Raw genomic sequence first — 16054 nt, forward strand, 5'->3', positions numbered from 1 at the left:
AAAGCTCTTTATATTTTAACCTTTTATCCATTTTATATATTTTTCTTTTTGGATTTCCATCACAAATATATACTTCATTTTTATTTAAAACATATACACTTGACCATAAAGTATCCATTTTTGAATGTTTATCATAGTCGCACATAAAACCATATTTTCCTTTTAAAAGAGAACTTGCATATTCGAATGAACATTTCTTCTGTTTTAAAAGAAAATTATACATCGTTTTATATCTTTCCCTTGAATGTATTTCATCTTCAATGCTACAATTATATTTTTTCATCTTAATAGAATTAAAATCATTTGAACAACATAAAAAATTATTTTTTTGTCTTATTATGTTTATATCTTCACAATTACATTCAACCAAAGCCATATCTCCATATCTATCAGCCATTAAAATGTTTTGAGAAGATGAAATAGTTAGATTTTTTATTTTTTCTATTCCTTCATTAACATCTCTACACTTTTCAAGTAAATTTCTAACTATTACCCCACCGTTCAAACCGGGTTTTATTAAAGAAGGATAAACAAAAGTTAAACCTGCAGCAAAACCGAACTCATTAACTCCATCTTCAATTTCAGACATTGCAGTTGTATTACCAACAAAAGAATAAGAATTATCCAAATGATAGTAACAACTATCACATACATTTTTAAATTCAACAAGATAATCACTGTTTCTTCCATAAATAATATTTTCACAATCTTTAAAAGCAAAGCAACTACAATAATTATTAAACATAAAATTATACATACAAAATATAAAGGAAGAAAAATAACTTAAATCTACCTTTAACCCATCACTTATACCCTTTAACTCGTCTAAAAATTCAGGGTATTCTTTTTTACAAATCAATGAAGATTTTATACCAAAATCCATCATTTCAGCATTTATAAGTTTTAACTTTTCATCTATATATTTTCTGTTATTTTTAAGTTTTAAGCCATATTTTAATCCGGCATTATAATGTGATGAACCAAATCTTGAATGGTACATATTTACCTCCTAATATTTTATTAAAAGGCGCCTTTAAAACAGAATAACCGAATAAAAATTTTATGTCAATAAAATAAAAAAAGACAACTTTAAACAAAAGCTGTCTTTATATATATTAATTATTAATTTTAATTTTAAAGGCTAAATTATAAATTCTTTAAATAGAACTGAAATAAATCGTTATCCTGGAATAAAAGCTGAGGCTCATGCCCATAATCAGGATAAATAATCATTTCTTTTTCTGATTTAATCTTATTGTAAGTGGCAAATTGGGTGCTTGGATGACAATTTTCATCTTTAAAAGCCAATGTCCAGTGAACTTTTGCTGTTATTTTATCTGCAAAGTTTTGTATATCAACATAGCTTAGTTTTCTAAACACTTCATCTTCTTTTTCGTGTTTTGGATCATGTCTTCTAAAGAACTCGTTAAATTCATTAAATTGAGAAATATCAAGCAAATCTTCTTTTATTGTATGTTTTATATCGCTCATGAAAGGATATGTAGGAGTAATTACTTTTACACCTTTTACTAAAGCAGAAGAAGCAATTGTTAAAGCACCACCTTGAGATTTACCGTTAATACCTATTCTTGTCTCATCTACTTCTTCCATACTCATTAAAGTTTCCACAGCTTTAACACCGTCAAGATATATATTCCTCGCAAAAAGTTTAGTTATATCGTCATCTTCAAGTCCACGTATGTACTGTCCGTAATAACTAGGCCCGTTTCCATACCAAGGATCCGTGGAATATCCTCCCTGGCCTCTTACATCCATTGCCAAAACAGCAATATCATTATATACATAAGGTAAATATTCAAAAGGTCCTTTTGTACTTGAACCATATCCGTGAAAAAATACAATCCCCGGTATTTTATTTTTTATTTCTTTAGGTCTAATATAAAGACAATGAATATTGGCGCCAAATGTTCCTTCAAAAAACAAATCAAACTGCTCTATCCCCTTTTCCAAAAATTCTCTTTTTTTCAAGGCATATCCCGGCTTGGTATGTTCCCTTAAGTCTTTTAAAGAATCCTGCCAAAACTGATCAAAATCTTCAGGTCTTGGACTTTCTCCCATATAGTCTTTATATTTATCAATTGAAGATAATAATGGCATAGTTATATTTCCTTTCCTTATTAATTATAGACAAATCCATTTTGCCAATAAGAATGGTATCCATGTAATCCATTGTGTACCTATTACCATACAAGTGATTTGAGCCGAACCTTCTGGAACAGTAATATTAGCAGTTTTTACTAATTCTGTAAATATATCAGAACCAAGAGAAGCTATAGTTAACACTACAACACAAATAACTATCATCTCTATAATGCCTCTAAATAAATTACCTTTGCTTGCAACAACACATGGTACAGCAAAAAATGGAAGTGTTGCCAAGTCACCAAGAGGAAGAACAACATTCCAAGGTAACACAACAGCTAATATCAATACAATAGGAATAGCAATCAAACCAAGAGAAATTACAAATGTATGACCTGTTGCAACTGCCGAATCAAGACCGATATAAAGTTCTCTTCCAGGAAATCTTTTTTCTAGAAATGCCTGTGTCATTTCAGAAATAGGCATCAAACCTTCCATTAAAAGTGACACCATTCTAGGAATTAGAACAAGAACAGCGGCAACATTCATACCAACGATAAATATTTGTTGAATTGCTGCAGCAATACTTACACCATGTGTTGTAAATTGTGCTAAAGCAGCTAAAAAACCACCAATAATAAATCCCATCATTATAGGTTCACCTAGCAAACCAAGTTTTTCTGCAATACCTTCGCTTGTCCAGTGAATATCTTTTACACCAGGTATTTTATTAAGTAACCAGTCAATAGGATATGTATATAAAAGAATAGATACTGTTTGACAATGTGGAATTGAAATACCTTCTAAACCAAAGACCTCCGCATAATCTGCTTGCGAATAATCAGCCATTATAAATGTAATACCCATTAATACCATTGCTTGTCCTATTGCAAATACCCATGCTAAAACATTATTGACACCACAAGCAAGTAATATCGCTGATGCAGAAAACAAAACATGCCAGTAATTCCAAATATCAACATCCATTGTTTTTGTCCAACCAAGTAAAATCATTAAAATATTTGTTATAATAACTGCTATAAACACAAAAGGAACAGCTTCTGTTGACCACGCAATGGCAGAACCCGTCGCCCAGCCAATATCAATAGCAGTTAATTTAAAGTTTAAATTTTCAACTAAAGCAGTAGCAACAGGTGAAATTGTCGCAGACATTAATCCGATGATTGTATTTAAACCTAAAAAACCTACGCCAAAGGTCATACCTGCTCTTAAAGCTTCACCAAATTTCGCACCCATGATTAAGCCAAGTAAAGTAAAAATAATAGGCATCATTACAGATGCACCCATATCTATGATATAGGTAAAAATATTTTGTATAATTTGCATTTTAATCTCTCCTTTAATTATTCCAAATTAAAATTATATATTGTCTAAAAAGGAAGGCCTTCTTTGTTTTTTTTGAACTATTTAGACAATATACGTGAACCATATAATGCATTTTATATTAAAAAGTTCATTTTGTCAATATTTATTAGCTATTTAGCTCATATTTTTCAAATAAATATCGTTTTCTTATCTATAAATCAAAAAAAAATGGTATCTTTTAGCTCAAAAATATGTTATATTGTAATAAATTATTGAACAGGAAGAGGTAAAAATTTTGGCAAAAAAAAATATCGAACGATTAAATTCAATATATTCTTTTGTTAAAAACGCAGGCTATGCATCGGTAAATGAACTTACTGATATGTTCCAAGTTTCAATTTCAACAATAAAAAGAGATTTGGAAATTTTAGATAAAGAAGGAAAATTAAAAAGAGTATCCGGAGGAGTAACAATCACAAGAAATGAATTGGATACTCCAACATCAATTGTTTCTTATGCAAACATAAATACCAATAAAAAAATAAAAATAGCCAAAATGATTAACGAAGTAATAGATGACAATGATTCTATCTTTTTTGATGTAGGGTCTTCTTGCTATATGGCATATCAACATTTAACAAGAAAAAACACAACAATATTTACTCCATCTATACAAATTTTAACAACGGAAAATGAAAATGTAGCACATTTATATTGCCTTGAAGGAGAAGCCGTAAGACCTTACCTTATAATAAGAGGATTCCCTCTTTTAGAAAATCTAAACAGAATTGACCCAAATAAAATAGTATTTTCATGTATGGGGCTTAATGCAAATTACAATTTAATTGGAAGAGTTGATTATGATAACTATATTTTAAGAAAACTTCTTGAAATGAACGGAGAAAAAATACTATTACTGGATTCTTCAAAAATATGCATGAGTAACGAATTTTGTGTGCCCGGAATTGAAAAAATAGACATATTAATAACAGATGACAAAATAGATGAAAAACATGTAAAAAATATTGAAGAAAAAGGAGTAAAAGTTCTTATAGGCAAATAAAAATTTTAAATAAATATAAAGAAAGAGGTGTTAAAATGAACAAATTAACCGACACATTCAAATTAAACAATGGAATAGACATTCCATGTATAGGATACGGTACATTCCAAACTCCTGATGGAAAAAGCGTGGAAGATGGAGTAAAAGAAGCCTTAAAAATCGGATACAGACATATTGATACGGCTTATTTTTATCAAAATGAAAAAGGTGTTGGAAAGGCAATAAGAGAAAGCGGAATAAAAAGAGAAGACATTTTCGTAACCAGCAAATTATGGAACAGCGACAGAGGATACGAAAGTGCAAAAGCCGCATTTGAAAAGACTATGGATAATTTAGGACTTGAATATCTTGATTTATTTTTAATCCACTGGCCTGCAATAAAAAAACAATTTGATAATGCTGAAGAAATAAATGCTGAAACATGGAAAGCATTTGAAGAAATATATGAAACAGGAAGAGTTAAAGCTATAGGGCTTAGCAACTTCCTACCTCATCATATAGATGAACTTATGAAAACTGCAAAAATCAAACCAATGGTAAACCAAATAGAATTCCATCCTGGTTTTGCTCAAATTGAAACAGCAAAATACTGCCTAGAAAATGATATAGTAGTAGAAGCTTGGTCACCACTTGGAAGAAAAGAAGTTTTAGAAAACGAAACACTTGTAGAACTTGCAAAAAAATACAATAAATCAACAGCTCAAATTTGTATAAGATGGGTTCTTCAACATGATATTCTTCCTCTTCCAAAATCTGTTACACCAAGCAGAATACTTGAAAATAGTCAAGTTTTTGATTTTGAAATAAGTGAAGATGATATGAAAACAATAGATAATATACCTTGTTGCGGAGGACAATGCGCAAATCCTGATGACGTAAATTTTTAAATAAAAAAAACAGACAGTTTAAACTGTCTGTTTTTTTTAATTTTCAGTATCTAAAGACTTAGCTGTATCTTCATCTATATTGCCGCTTACTGTAAGACCTTTGTCAGTTTGGTATTGTTTTACAGCAGCTGTTGTATTTTTATCATAAGTACCGCTTGCAGTTCCATCCAAATAGCCAAGTCTTATTAAAATTTCTTGATAAGATTTTATTATCGTTCCTTTATGTCCTTGTTTATAAGTTAAAGACTCACTATCCAAACTCTTTCTCGTTTGAGCATCCATTGTTCCCGTTTGAGAAAGTCCTTTTGCTTTTTGATATTCTTCACAAGCAACTTTTGTTTCGGCAGTAAAGTTAGCATTAGGCTGGTTTTCCAAATATCCTAAATAATATAAAATATAATTATATTTTTCTATATCAGAACTGGATTTTCCTGATTTGTATTCAACAACTTCACTATCAAGAGATTTCATGGTATTTTTATCTAACGCTCCAGTTTCTTTTAGACCTCTGCTGTTTTGATATTCTATAACGGCATTTTTCGTTGTTCCATCGAAAGTATTAGTTGGAGAATCAGAAAGAAAATCCAAGTAATATAAAATTAATTTATAACTTAAAACTTCTTCTCCACTATCCCCTTCTTTATATGTGGTTGAATAATCTTTTTGAGAACTAATCAAATCGCTGTCATCAGTTATGTTTCCAGTAAGATAATCGTCTAAATTTCCGGCAAAAGCATAATATATTGTTTTTGTATTTATATCAACAGAAAAAGAATCTTTTAAATAGTTATCACTGAAAAACGATGCCGTCAATAATATAAAAAACAAAAATGCTACTAAATATATAAAAAATGATTTTATTCTCTTCATTAAATTACCTCTATATTTGGACAATTTTTTATAAATATGCTACAATTATAACATAATGTAGACTTAAAACAAAATATTTTATTGGAGAAAAACATGAAAATTTTAATGACCAATAACGATATAAACAGAAGCATAAAAAGAATATCTTACGAAATAATTGAAAGAAATCACGGTGTTGAAGATACTGTAATAGTAGGGGTAAAACAAGGAGGCGTTTCTCTTGCGAAAATGATTGCTAATCACTTAAGCAGTATGGAGGATACTATTGTTCCGGTTACTTTTGCGGATATAACTCCATTTAGAGACGATGTAAAAAAAGAAGATAGTAAAATTGAAGATATAGGTATAAACATAAATGATAAATTGGTTATATTAGTTGATGATGTTTTATATACAGGTCGCTCTATAAGAGCTGCCCTTGAATATGTGTTTCATTTTGGAAGACCTAAAAAAATACAGCTTGCAATTTTAGTAGACAGAGGACATAGACAACTACCGATAAGAGCCGACTTCGTAGGTAAGAACATTCCTACATCAACATCAGAAAATGTAAATGTAGTAATTGATAACGAAAATTCATTTGTAGAAATAAACTAAGGAGAAAAAATGAGCTTTTGCAGCGATATAAAAAATAATTTAAGCCATATTAATTTAAACAATCTTTACGAAAAAGAATGTGAAATATATGGATATTTACACTGTATAAGTTTCCTTTCCCTAAAAGGAAGAGGACAATTCAATTTGATATTTGAAACCGAAAACCCTTCTGTCACAAGAAGGATTTTTACTCTGATTAAAGATGTCTTTTCCATAAATCTTGAAATAGCGGCAAAAAAAAATAATCTAAGAAAAGGACATTATTTATATAACTTGATTGTAATAAACAGCAAAGACTCAATGAATATATTGGATTATTTTAATATTATTGATTTCAGCTCGGGATTTGAAGTAAATAATACAATAAAACAAGATATACTTCCAACTTTAAGCGAAATAAGACATTATCTGCGTGCAGTTTTTCTATCATGCGGTTATGTCAGTGACCCAAAGAAAAAGGGATATCAAATCGAATTTGTATTTAATAAATTTGAGTATGCAAAAAACTTTATAGAGTTACTAAAAACCATAAATATCAATTTAAAATTTATAAAAAGAAAAGAAGCATATGTAGTATATACAAAAGACTCAAATACAATCACAGAATTACTTGGAAATATAGGAGCACATAACGCCGTTTTGGAAATAGAAAGCACAAAAGTAATAAAAGAAATGAGAAACAACGTAAACAGAAGATTAAACTGCGAAACGGCAAATATGGATAAAACAATAAATACAGCACTTAAACAAATTAATGCAATAAACAAAATTAAAGAAAAATATGGCATGGACTATCTCGATGAACCACTTATATCATTGGCAAAAATGAGACTTAACAACCCTCAAGCATCTTTAAATGAACTATCTAATATGTTTGACCCTCCGATAAGCCGTTCAACAATTAATAATTGGTTCAAAAAGATACTAAAAATCGCCGATACAATTTAACATAGGAGGAGAAAAATGAACTTATATACAGACGAATTGGAATTTTTTGATAAAGAACTTCTTATTGAACATTTTACAAAAAAGAAAACAAATCCTCTTTCAAAGCAACAAGCCATAAAATACTTAAATAACTTAGAAGCAAGTTATAGACAACGACTTAATAAAATAAAAGAATGTGATTTTTCTAATAAAGAACTAATTTTAAAACAACTTCTTGAGCAATTAAGCCAATTTGAAAGAGATTATGAAGTTTATGGTGAAAATATATATAAAGAATATGAAACAGAAAAATTTGAACAAATATGGTTTTATTCTAAAATTCTAGAAGAACTTAAAGAATTAAATGAAAATATAAATACAAAAGATTTATTTAACAAATGCAATAATAAATTTTTTGATTTATTTGTAAACTTCTACTTTTATACAAAAGAAAATAAAATTTATGCAGATTCAATTCTTGGAACATCTTCAATAAACATACACGATACTACATGGAAAAAAGAAATCGGAGTAGAAATAAAAGAATACGAATTAAAAGAAAATGACGATTATTATATTGAAATCTCCAAAGCAGAAGCAGAAGTATTGGAAGACTTCTTCATGAAAGACATAAATTTAATTTATTCACAAAACATAAAAAAAGCACTTGATTATGCAATTTTTTATTTTACCGGGAAGAAAAGAAAAATACTAAACAAACCTTATCTTTCCCACGCCTTGGAAACAATGCTCATTGCATCGTCTTTAACAAGCGATGAAAATATATTGATATCAGCACTTCTTCACGGAGTGGTAAAAAATTCCGACTCAAACATAATAGAAATAAAAAAATATTTTGGAATGAACATAGCGGAAAAAATACTTTTCATGACGAATATGGAAGAAAATTTCAACAACGAAAAAGACTGGAGCGAAGGAAAGAAAAATATTTTATATAAACTCGACAGTGCAAATATAGAAATAAAAATACTTGTTTTATCAAACGAACTTTCAAAACTTCGTGAAATAGATAAAGATTTTGAAACATATAAAGATAAGGTATGGAGTTATTTCAACGAGCCTGACAAAAATAAACATAAATGGTATCACGAAGAGGTTCTTGAAAGATTATATCCTTTAAGATTAAGTGGTGCTTATGACGAATATAAAGAACTAATATACAAAAATTTAACCAATATATATAATTAAGAAGGACAAAGTAGTCCTTCTTTTTATTTATTTAAATTTTAAATTTTATTTTTTTTATTTTATTTTCATTAAATTTATCGACGCCTCTTTTATATTTTATTTTTGGATATCCAAATCCGATAATCATGGCAATATAATGATTATCGGGAATTCCTAACATCGATTTTTCTTTTGGCATTAAATCAAGAACATCCAAAGGATAAGTCATCATAATACTGCCCAATCCCCTTGAAGAACACAATAAATCAAAATACACACACGCAATATTCACATCCTGAATGTAGCAACCTTCTCCCACAGGCGCATGAGGAATACATAAATTCGGAGCCGAACAAAACAACATATCAGGGCGTACGATTTTCTCCCACTCTTTCAACTGTTCATAAGATTTTTTATCATATCCATTTGCATATATTCCCTTATTTGCAAGCTTTTCCATTTTGGAATAAACAATATCGTGAAAATATTTAACTTGTTCTTTATCGTCAATAACCGTATATTCGACAAGTCCCTTATTCCCTCCGTTAGGTGCGTTTTGTACCGTTTTTAATATATCATCTAAAACCCTTTTATCAACGTCTTTATTCAAATATTGTCTGTGTGACCTTCTGTTTTTTATCAAAGCATCCAAAATTTGAGGAAGGTTTTCACTCTCAGGAGGAGTCACACATTCTTCTGGAGATTTTCCGAGAACACTTATCGCAGATTTCGGACAAACAGCCATACAATGCTGACATTTCCAACAACCGTCCCACCCGAAACAATCGATATCTTTAATAATAACGTCTTTATTCTCGTTAAATTTAAGAAGCTGCCCCGGACATACTTTTATGCATTTCCCGCATGCAATACACTTATCTTTATCAAAACAAAACTTTGCCAAATTATTTTTCATTACCGTTTACCAACCTTTTTACAAAATCACTTGAAGGAGAATTTATAATTTCTTCTTTTGTTCCTATTTGCTCTATTCTGCCTTTATTCATAACCAAAATTCTGCTTGCAAGTTTAAAGGCTTCTCTTACGTCATGAGTTATAAATACTATCGTAATTCCCGTTTGCTCGTATATTCTTCTTATCTCATCCTGAAGCCTGCTTCTTGTTATTTCATCGACGGCACTGAAAGGTTCATCCATTAAAAGAATATCCGGACTTGCTGCCAAAGCTCTTGCAATGCTTACTCTTTGTGCTTCCCCTCCTGAAAGTTCATCGGGATATCTGTACATCAATTCTTTATCAAGACCGACTATTTTCATCCATTTATTAACCGCTTTTTCCGTCTTCGTTTTATCTTTTCGATTTAATAATCTCGGTACGTAAGATATATTTTTTAAAACGTTCATGTTGGGAAACAATACACTACCCTGAACCGCATAACCGATATTTCTTCTTAAACTTATTTTGTCGACATCTTTATTATTTTTACCGTTTACCATAACGTCTCCCAAATCGGGATCGATAAGACCATTAATCATTTTGAGCATAGTACTTTTTCCGCTCCCGGAAGTACCGATTACGGTTAAAAACTCCCCTTTGTATATATCCAAATTAAAATCGTCTAAAACGACATTTTCGTTATAACTTTTCTTTACACCTTTAAATTCTATTATTTTTTCCATGTGCTAATCCTCCAACAACCCTTTTTCGACTAAAAATTCATGCGCTACGGTTTTTGGGTCTTTTCCGTTCTCTTCAACTTCATAATTCATTTTTGCCATTTGTTTATCACTCAAAATATTTTCAAGTTTTTTAAATACGTCGTTAAGCTGTGGGTATCTATCCAAAACGTCGTTTCTTACCACCATCTGACACATTGCGGAAGAAAAGAACTCTTTATCGTCCTGAAGAACTACCAAATTACTGTTGCTCAATTGTCCGTCGGTAGTAAAAACATCCATTACATCTACTTTTTTCTCGTCTATTGCTTTATATTTAAGTCCTATATCCAAATCCATCGTATCTTTAAACTTAAAACCATACTCTGCACAAAGTGCATCATAACCGTCTACTCTTTCAAAAAAATCATATTCTGCGGCAAACGTCAATTCATTTGATACACTTGCCAAATCGGAATAAGTTTTTAAATTATATTTTTCGGCTATGTCTTTTCTTACCGCAATGGCAAAAGTATCGTTAAACCCAAACGAACAAGTCCATGAAAAATCATATTTTTCATTATATTCATCATTTAATTTTTCAAACATATCTTCATTGTAAAAGCCATCATGCCCCAGTACCATATTCCATCCGGTGGAAGTATACTCAGGATACATATCAAATTCTCCACTTTCCATTCCCGGCATTATATTTGAAGTACCTCCTCCCACTCCCTGAGTAAGATTTACATTCAAGTCAGTATCGTTTTCTATAACTTCTTTCAACATTTCGCTTATTATATATTGTTCAGTCATCGGCTTGGATGCTATGTTTATCGTTTTATTTCCAAATGAATCCAGCACAAAAGAAAATACAAAAATAATCAATACGACAATACATCCGGCAATTACAATCTTATTTTTCTTTTTGTTTTGTCTTTTCCTCTTCAAAATACCCTTTTCGATTATTCCCAAAACAAAATCTACCATAATTGCCAAAACAGCTATAAGAAGACTACCGATTAGAGTCATGGCAGTATTATTTGTGGTTATTCCTCTGTAAATGCTGACACCGAGACCTCCTGCACCTATAAAGGAAGCAATACCGGCAAGAGCTATTGTCATCGTAGCCATATTTCTCAATCCAGAAATGATTACGGGCATTGCAATCGGCAGTTTTATTTTATATAATATCTGAAAATTCGTACTTCCCATTCCTTTTGCGGTTTCTATAAACTTTTCGTCTATATTTGTTATTCCAGTGTATGTATTTCTAACCATAGGCAAAAGAGCATATATGCTTAAAGCAATAACCGCGGTAACGTTTCCTATTCCGGACAGGGGAATCAAAAATCCCAACAATGATATGGAAGGAATGGTATATATAAAATTCACTAAACTCAAAACAAATTTAGAGCTTTTTTGATATTCGCTTATAAAAATTCCGAGTATTAATCCGACAACCAAAGCGATTATGATAGCCGTTAAAGAAATTTTTATATGATCAAGCAGCAGCCCCATAAAAAATTCTTTTCTTTCAAAAAACAAACTTAACATTTTTACAACCTTTCTATTGCTTTAACGGGACAGTTTTCATAGCAATACCCGCACCTTAAACAATTTTTACTTATTATTTCAAAATCTTCGTTTTTTTTAATTGACGACTGAGGACACAATCTGAAACATTTACCACATTGTATGCATTTGTCGGTTATAATATATCCCTCGGGTTTTGTCTTTTCTCCTCCAAGAGAATATGTTTTTCTTACAATCGGATGTTTGGATAAATCAAAAGTGTGAACTATTCCTTTTTCAATACAGAAAGCTTCCAATATATATCTGCTTTGTCCAGGATAAACATCATTCATAGTCGGATTATTTTCGAATACCTTGTCTATCCAATATTTTTGATTTTCCGTTTTAAATGCCTTCCCTTCCAACGTTATGGACATATAATCTTTAGTAAGTGCCGTAACCGAAACATTATTGTTATTCATAATTTCTCTGTAAAAATCTTTCCCTCTTGCTGTAACAAAATATACTTTTTCATTTTCCACAAGCATAATGTCAATCACTCTGCTTTTGGGAACACCGTTAAAGTCAACGCTTGAAAAAACAACATCTTTAATATTTCTTAATTTTGATAATATTTCTCTAACATCCATTTTATTTCTATACTCCTTTTTTATTAAATTATTGACAACCTCAGGTTTTAGTTTATAATATTATCAAAGATATATTTTGTAAAGTAGGCACAATTATGTAACTTAAGTATATAAAAGTAACTATAATGATTATAAAAAGATTACAAGGAGGAAAGAAATGCGAAAAAATTTACCGGAATGCCCGGTCGAAACAACACTTTTATTAATAAGTAACAAATGGAAGGTCTTGATTTTAAGGGATTTGATGAACGAAACAAAACGATTCGGAGAATTGAAAAAATCAATAGGAGCAATATCGCAAAAAGTTTTGACTTCAAACTTAAGAGAAATGGAAAATGACGGACTGGTAAACAGAACGGTATATGCTCAGGTTCCCCCAAAAGTTGAATATTCTCTTACACAAACGGGAAAAAGTTTAAAACCAGTAATTGATTCAATGATTGTTTGGGGAAATGAATACAAGAAACAATATAATTAAATAACTTACCCTTTACTAAAGAAAAAATATATTATATACTTTATAAAGATTATTATTAAGGAGAAAAAAATGAAAATAGGATTAGTAGGACTACCAAATGTAGGTAAAAGTACATTATTCAATGCACTTACAAAAGCAAATGCAGGAGCAGAAAACTATCCTTTTTGCACAATAGAACCAAATGTAGGAGTTGTTAATGTTCCTGATGAAAGAATAGATAATTTAAGTAAACTTTATGACACATTAAAAACTGTATATGCAACAGTTGAATTCGTGGATATTGCCGGACTTGTAAAAAATGCCGGAAAAGGCGAAGGACTTGGAAACCAATTTTTATCAAACATTAGAAACGTACATGCAATACTTCAAGTAGTAAGATGTTTTGATGACGGCAACATTACTCATGTAGACGGAAGCATCGATCCTGTAAGAGATGCAGAAACAATAAACTATGAGCTAATCTTTTCTGACCTTGAGCTAATTGATAAAAGAATTGCGACAGTACAAAAAGCAGCAAAAAGCGGAAGAAAAGAAGAAAAATTCATGCTTGCAACTCTTGATAAAGCAAAGAAGCTTTTAGAAGAAGGAAAATTTATTAATTTAGATGATTTTGACGAAAATGAAAGCGAATATTTAAAAAGCCAAGATTTACTTACAACAAAACCTATTATGTATGTGGCAAACGTAAGTGAAGATGATTTACTTGAAGATAATGATTATGTAAAAGCATTAAAAGAATATGTAAAAGAAGTAAATCCAAATATCGAAGTAATAAAAGTTTGTGCAAAAATCGAAGCAGAACTTAGCGAGCTTGAAGATGATGAAAAAAACATGTTCCTTGAAGAACTTGGAATTAAAGAATCAGGACTTGACCAAATCATAAAAGAAGGATATAAACTTCTTGATTTAATAACATTCTTAACTGCAGGTAAACAAGAAGTAAAAGGATGGCAAATTAAAAAAGGTACAAAAGCACCGGGCGCAGCAGGAAAAATCCACTCAGATTTTGAAAGAGGATTCATTAGAGCTGAAGTAACAAAATATGATAAACTTATGGAAGCAGGAAGCGATGTTAAAGCAAAAGAACTTGCTTATACAAGAATCGAAGGAAAAGATTATGTTGTTGAAGATGGTGATGTAATATTCTTTAGATTCAACGTTTAAAAAGAATTAAAAAGAACCTTATCGGTTCTTTTTTTATATTTATATTTGAAATAATAAAACAAAATAATATACTATATATATCTACATAAAAAGGAGAAAAAATATGAAAACAACTTTGGTTGGAATTAACAGCGCATATACGCATACAAATCTTGCAATATATTATTTATTCAATAACTCTATACCAAAAGGTATTGATGCAGAAATAAAACAGTACAACATAAACATGCCAAAAGAAAATGTTTTGGATGACTTATTCTCTCAAAAAAGCGATATTTATATTTTCTCCTGCTATATATGGAATATAGAATATATTTTACACATTGCCTCTTCCCTAAAAAAAATTACAGATGCAATAATCATATTCGGTGGAAGTGAAGTAAGTTTTAATGCAAAAGATTATTTTGACAAATATGATTTCATAGACTATATTGTCGCCGGAGAAGGAGAAGAAATAACTTTAAAGCTGTTAAGCAAATTACAAAAAAACGAAGAAGTAAACATTCAAAACGTATTTGATAAAAGTTCAAAAGATTATACATATATAAAACAACATATAAATTTTAATGATGTAATATTCCCATATAAAAATGTGGATATGAAAGAATTTGAAAATAAGATTATTTATTACGAAAGTCAAAGAGGATGTCCTTATAATTGCAGTTATTGCCTCTCAGAGCTTGACAAAAGATTGAGATTTCGCGACTTAAAAAAAGTAAAAGAGGAAATAATGTTTTTTATAAAAAACGACATTCCCCTTGTTAAGTTTATCGACAGAACTTTTAATGCTGACAATAAAAGAGCTAAGGAAATAATTAGATTTATTTTAGACAATAGTAAACACACTAAATTCCATTTTGAAGTATGTGCAAATTTACTTGATGATGAAATAATAGAACTTTTCCAAAGTGCGCCAAACGATATGTTTCAGTTAGAGGTAGGACTACAATCCATAAATGAAAATACAATAAAAGAAATCAACAGAACAACAAACACAGAAAAAATAGGTCAAAACGTAACAAAACTTTTAAAAAACGACAATGTCCATATTCACCTTGACTTAATTTCAGGACTTCCTTATGAAGATATTGAATCATTCAAAAAAAGTTTTGATTATGCGTATAATCTAAAACCTCATATGTTGCAGCTTGGATTTTTAAAGGTTCTTCACGGAACAATGATGGAAAAATCAAAAGATAAATATGATTTAAAATATAATAACTTTACACCTTACGAAATATTATCAAATAAATGGATGGATTATAGTGATCTTTCAAAATTGAAAGATATAGAGTTTTTAGTTGACAAATACTATAATTCAAATAACTTTTATAATACTCTTGAATATTTTGTAGATAAAACCGCTAAAACTCCGTATGATTTTTTTGAAAAATTATCAGTGTACTTTTCAAAAAACGGGCTATATAAAAGAAGTCTTTCAAAGGAAGATTTATATGAACATTTATATTATTTCTTAAAACCTTATGATGAAAATCTTGCTAAAAATTTAATAAGCTTTGATTATTTATCTTATATGAAAATCAGAAAACCAAATAAGGATTTTATAGAAGATATTGAAACAGTAAATAAAGAAAAAATATTTGAAATTATTAAAAAAGAAGAATTTAAAAACAAATAGAAAATAAAGAATCTGATTTAAAAGATGCATC

The 16054-nt window shown here is 29.8% G+C and carries 16 protein-coding genes; 8 read left to right on the top strand and 8 right to left on the bottom strand.

Annotated features, from left to right (window positions below):
* The 3 genes from FGQ49_RS08570 to FGQ49_RS08580 form a co-directional block, all read right to left on the bottom strand.
* Positions 1-1000, bottom strand: a 1000-nt coding sequence (locus FGQ49_RS08570; protein WP_138269456.1) for a C45 family autoproteolytic acyltransferase/hydolase, incomplete at its 3' end; no start/stop codon positions are given.
* A gap of 146 nt (positions 1001-1146) precedes the next feature.
* On the bottom strand, positions 1147-2118 hold the full coding sequence (locus tag FGQ49_RS08575; protein WP_138269457.1) for an acetylxylan esterase: 972 nt from the start codon (positions 2116-2118) through the stop codon (positions 1147-1149).
* 24 nt (positions 2119-2142) lie between these two features.
* Entirely contained in the window at positions 2143-3450 is a 1308-nt protein-coding gene (locus FGQ49_RS08580) for a PTS galactitol transporter subunit IIC (RefSeq protein ID WP_138269458.1), read from the bottom strand.
* A 274-nt stretch (positions 3451-3724) separates the two neighbouring features.
* Here FGQ49_RS08580 and FGQ49_RS08585 point away from each other — a divergent pair, with 274 nt between their 5' ends.
* Together FGQ49_RS08585 and FGQ49_RS08590 are read left to right on the top strand one after the other, a co-directional pair.
* On the top strand, positions 3725-4492 hold the full coding sequence (locus FGQ49_RS08585; protein ID WP_138269459.1) for a DeoR/GlpR family DNA-binding transcription regulator: 768 nt from the start codon (positions 3725-3727) through the stop codon (positions 4490-4492).
* 35 nt (positions 4493-4527) lie between these two features.
* Entirely contained in the window at positions 4528-5379 is an 852-nt protein-coding gene (locus FGQ49_RS08590) for an aldo/keto reductase (protein WP_138269460.1), read from the top strand.
* 36 nt (positions 5380-5415) lie between these two features.
* On the opposite strand, the gene FGQ49_RS08595 is transcribed toward FGQ49_RS08590, so the two are convergent.
* Positions 5416-6249 carry a peptidoglycan-binding domain-containing protein gene (locus tag FGQ49_RS08595; protein WP_138269461.1) on the bottom strand — a complete coding sequence of 278 codons (834 nt, stop codon included), beginning with the start codon at positions 6247-6249 and terminating at the stop codon, positions 5416-5418.
* A gap of 93 nt (positions 6250-6342) precedes the next feature.
* On the opposite strand from FGQ49_RS08595, the gene pyrR reads away from it, so the two are divergent.
* Genes pyrR through FGQ49_RS08610 form a run of 3 tightly spaced genes read left to right on the top strand, consistent with a single transcriptional unit; the run spans position 6343 to position 8982 of the window.
* Positions 6343-6846 (top strand): bifunctional pyr operon transcriptional regulator/uracil phosphoribosyltransferase PyrR, encoded by a 504-nt coding sequence (gene pyrR, locus FGQ49_RS08600; protein ID WP_138269462.1) that lies wholly within the window; start codon positions 6343-6345, stop codon positions 6844-6846.
* A gap of 9 nt (positions 6847-6855) precedes the next feature.
* Positions 6856-7794 (top strand): DNA-binding protein WhiA, encoded by a 939-nt coding sequence (whiA, locus tag FGQ49_RS08605; protein WP_138269463.1) that lies wholly within the window; start codon positions 6856-6858, stop codon positions 7792-7794.
* Between the two features lie 15 nt (positions 7795-7809).
* On the top strand, positions 7810-8982 hold the full coding sequence (locus FGQ49_RS08610; RefSeq protein ID WP_138269464.1) for an HD domain-containing protein: 1173 nt from the start codon (positions 7810-7812) through the stop codon (positions 8980-8982).
* Positions 8983-9013: 31 nt separating this feature from the next.
* On the opposite strand, the gene FGQ49_RS08615 is transcribed toward FGQ49_RS08610, so the two are convergent.
* From FGQ49_RS08615 to FGQ49_RS08630, 4 genes are read right to left on the bottom strand one after another with little or no spacing between them, the layout of a single operon-like run.
* Positions 9014-9877 (bottom strand): nitroreductase family protein, encoded by an 864-nt coding sequence (locus FGQ49_RS08615; protein ID WP_138269465.1) that lies wholly within the window; start codon positions 9875-9877, stop codon positions 9014-9016.
* A complete protein-coding gene (locus FGQ49_RS08620; protein WP_138269466.1) occupies positions 9867-10601 on the bottom strand; it encodes an ATP-binding cassette domain-containing protein in 735 nt (244 codons plus the stop codon). The genes FGQ49_RS08615 and FGQ49_RS08620 overlap by 11 nt, the downstream gene beginning before the upstream one ends.
* A 3-nt stretch (positions 10602-10604) precedes the next feature.
* Complete coding sequence (locus FGQ49_RS08625; RefSeq protein ID WP_138269467.1) at positions 10605-12134, bottom strand: glycine betaine ABC transporter substrate-binding protein; 1530 nt, start codon at positions 12132-12134, stop codon at positions 10605-10607.
* Between the two features lie 2 nt (positions 12135-12136).
* Positions 12137-12742, bottom strand: a complete 606-nt coding sequence (locus FGQ49_RS08630; RefSeq protein WP_138269468.1) for a 4Fe-4S binding protein — start codon at positions 12740-12742, stop codon at positions 12137-12139.
* Positions 12743-12899: 157 nt separating this feature from the next.
* Between FGQ49_RS08630 and FGQ49_RS08635 the strand changes: the two genes are divergently transcribed.
* The 3 genes from FGQ49_RS08635 (at position 12900) to FGQ49_RS08645 (ending at position 16023) form a co-directional block, all read left to right on the top strand.
* Positions 12900-13220: a winged helix-turn-helix transcriptional regulator gene (locus FGQ49_RS08635; protein WP_138269469.1), complete on the top strand. Its 321-nt coding sequence runs from the start codon at positions 12900-12902 to the stop codon at positions 13218-13220.
* A gap of 69 nt (positions 13221-13289) precedes the next feature.
* Positions 13290-14384, top strand: coding sequence for a redox-regulated ATPase YchF (ychF, locus tag FGQ49_RS08640; protein WP_138269470.1), 1095 nt, complete (start codon positions 13290-13292; stop codon positions 14382-14384).
* Between the two features lie 103 nt (positions 14385-14487).
* Positions 14488-16023 carry a B12-binding domain-containing radical SAM protein gene (locus FGQ49_RS08645; protein ID WP_138269471.1) on the top strand — a complete coding sequence of 512 codons (1536 nt, stop codon included), beginning with the start codon at positions 14488-14490 and terminating at the stop codon, positions 16021-16023.
* Positions 16024-16054: the final 31 nt, after the last annotated feature.

Source organism: Anaerofustis stercorihominis (assembly GCF_005844425.1).
Lineage (GTDB): Bacteria > Bacillota > Clostridia > Eubacteriales > Anaerofustaceae > Anaerofustis > Anaerofustis butyriciformans.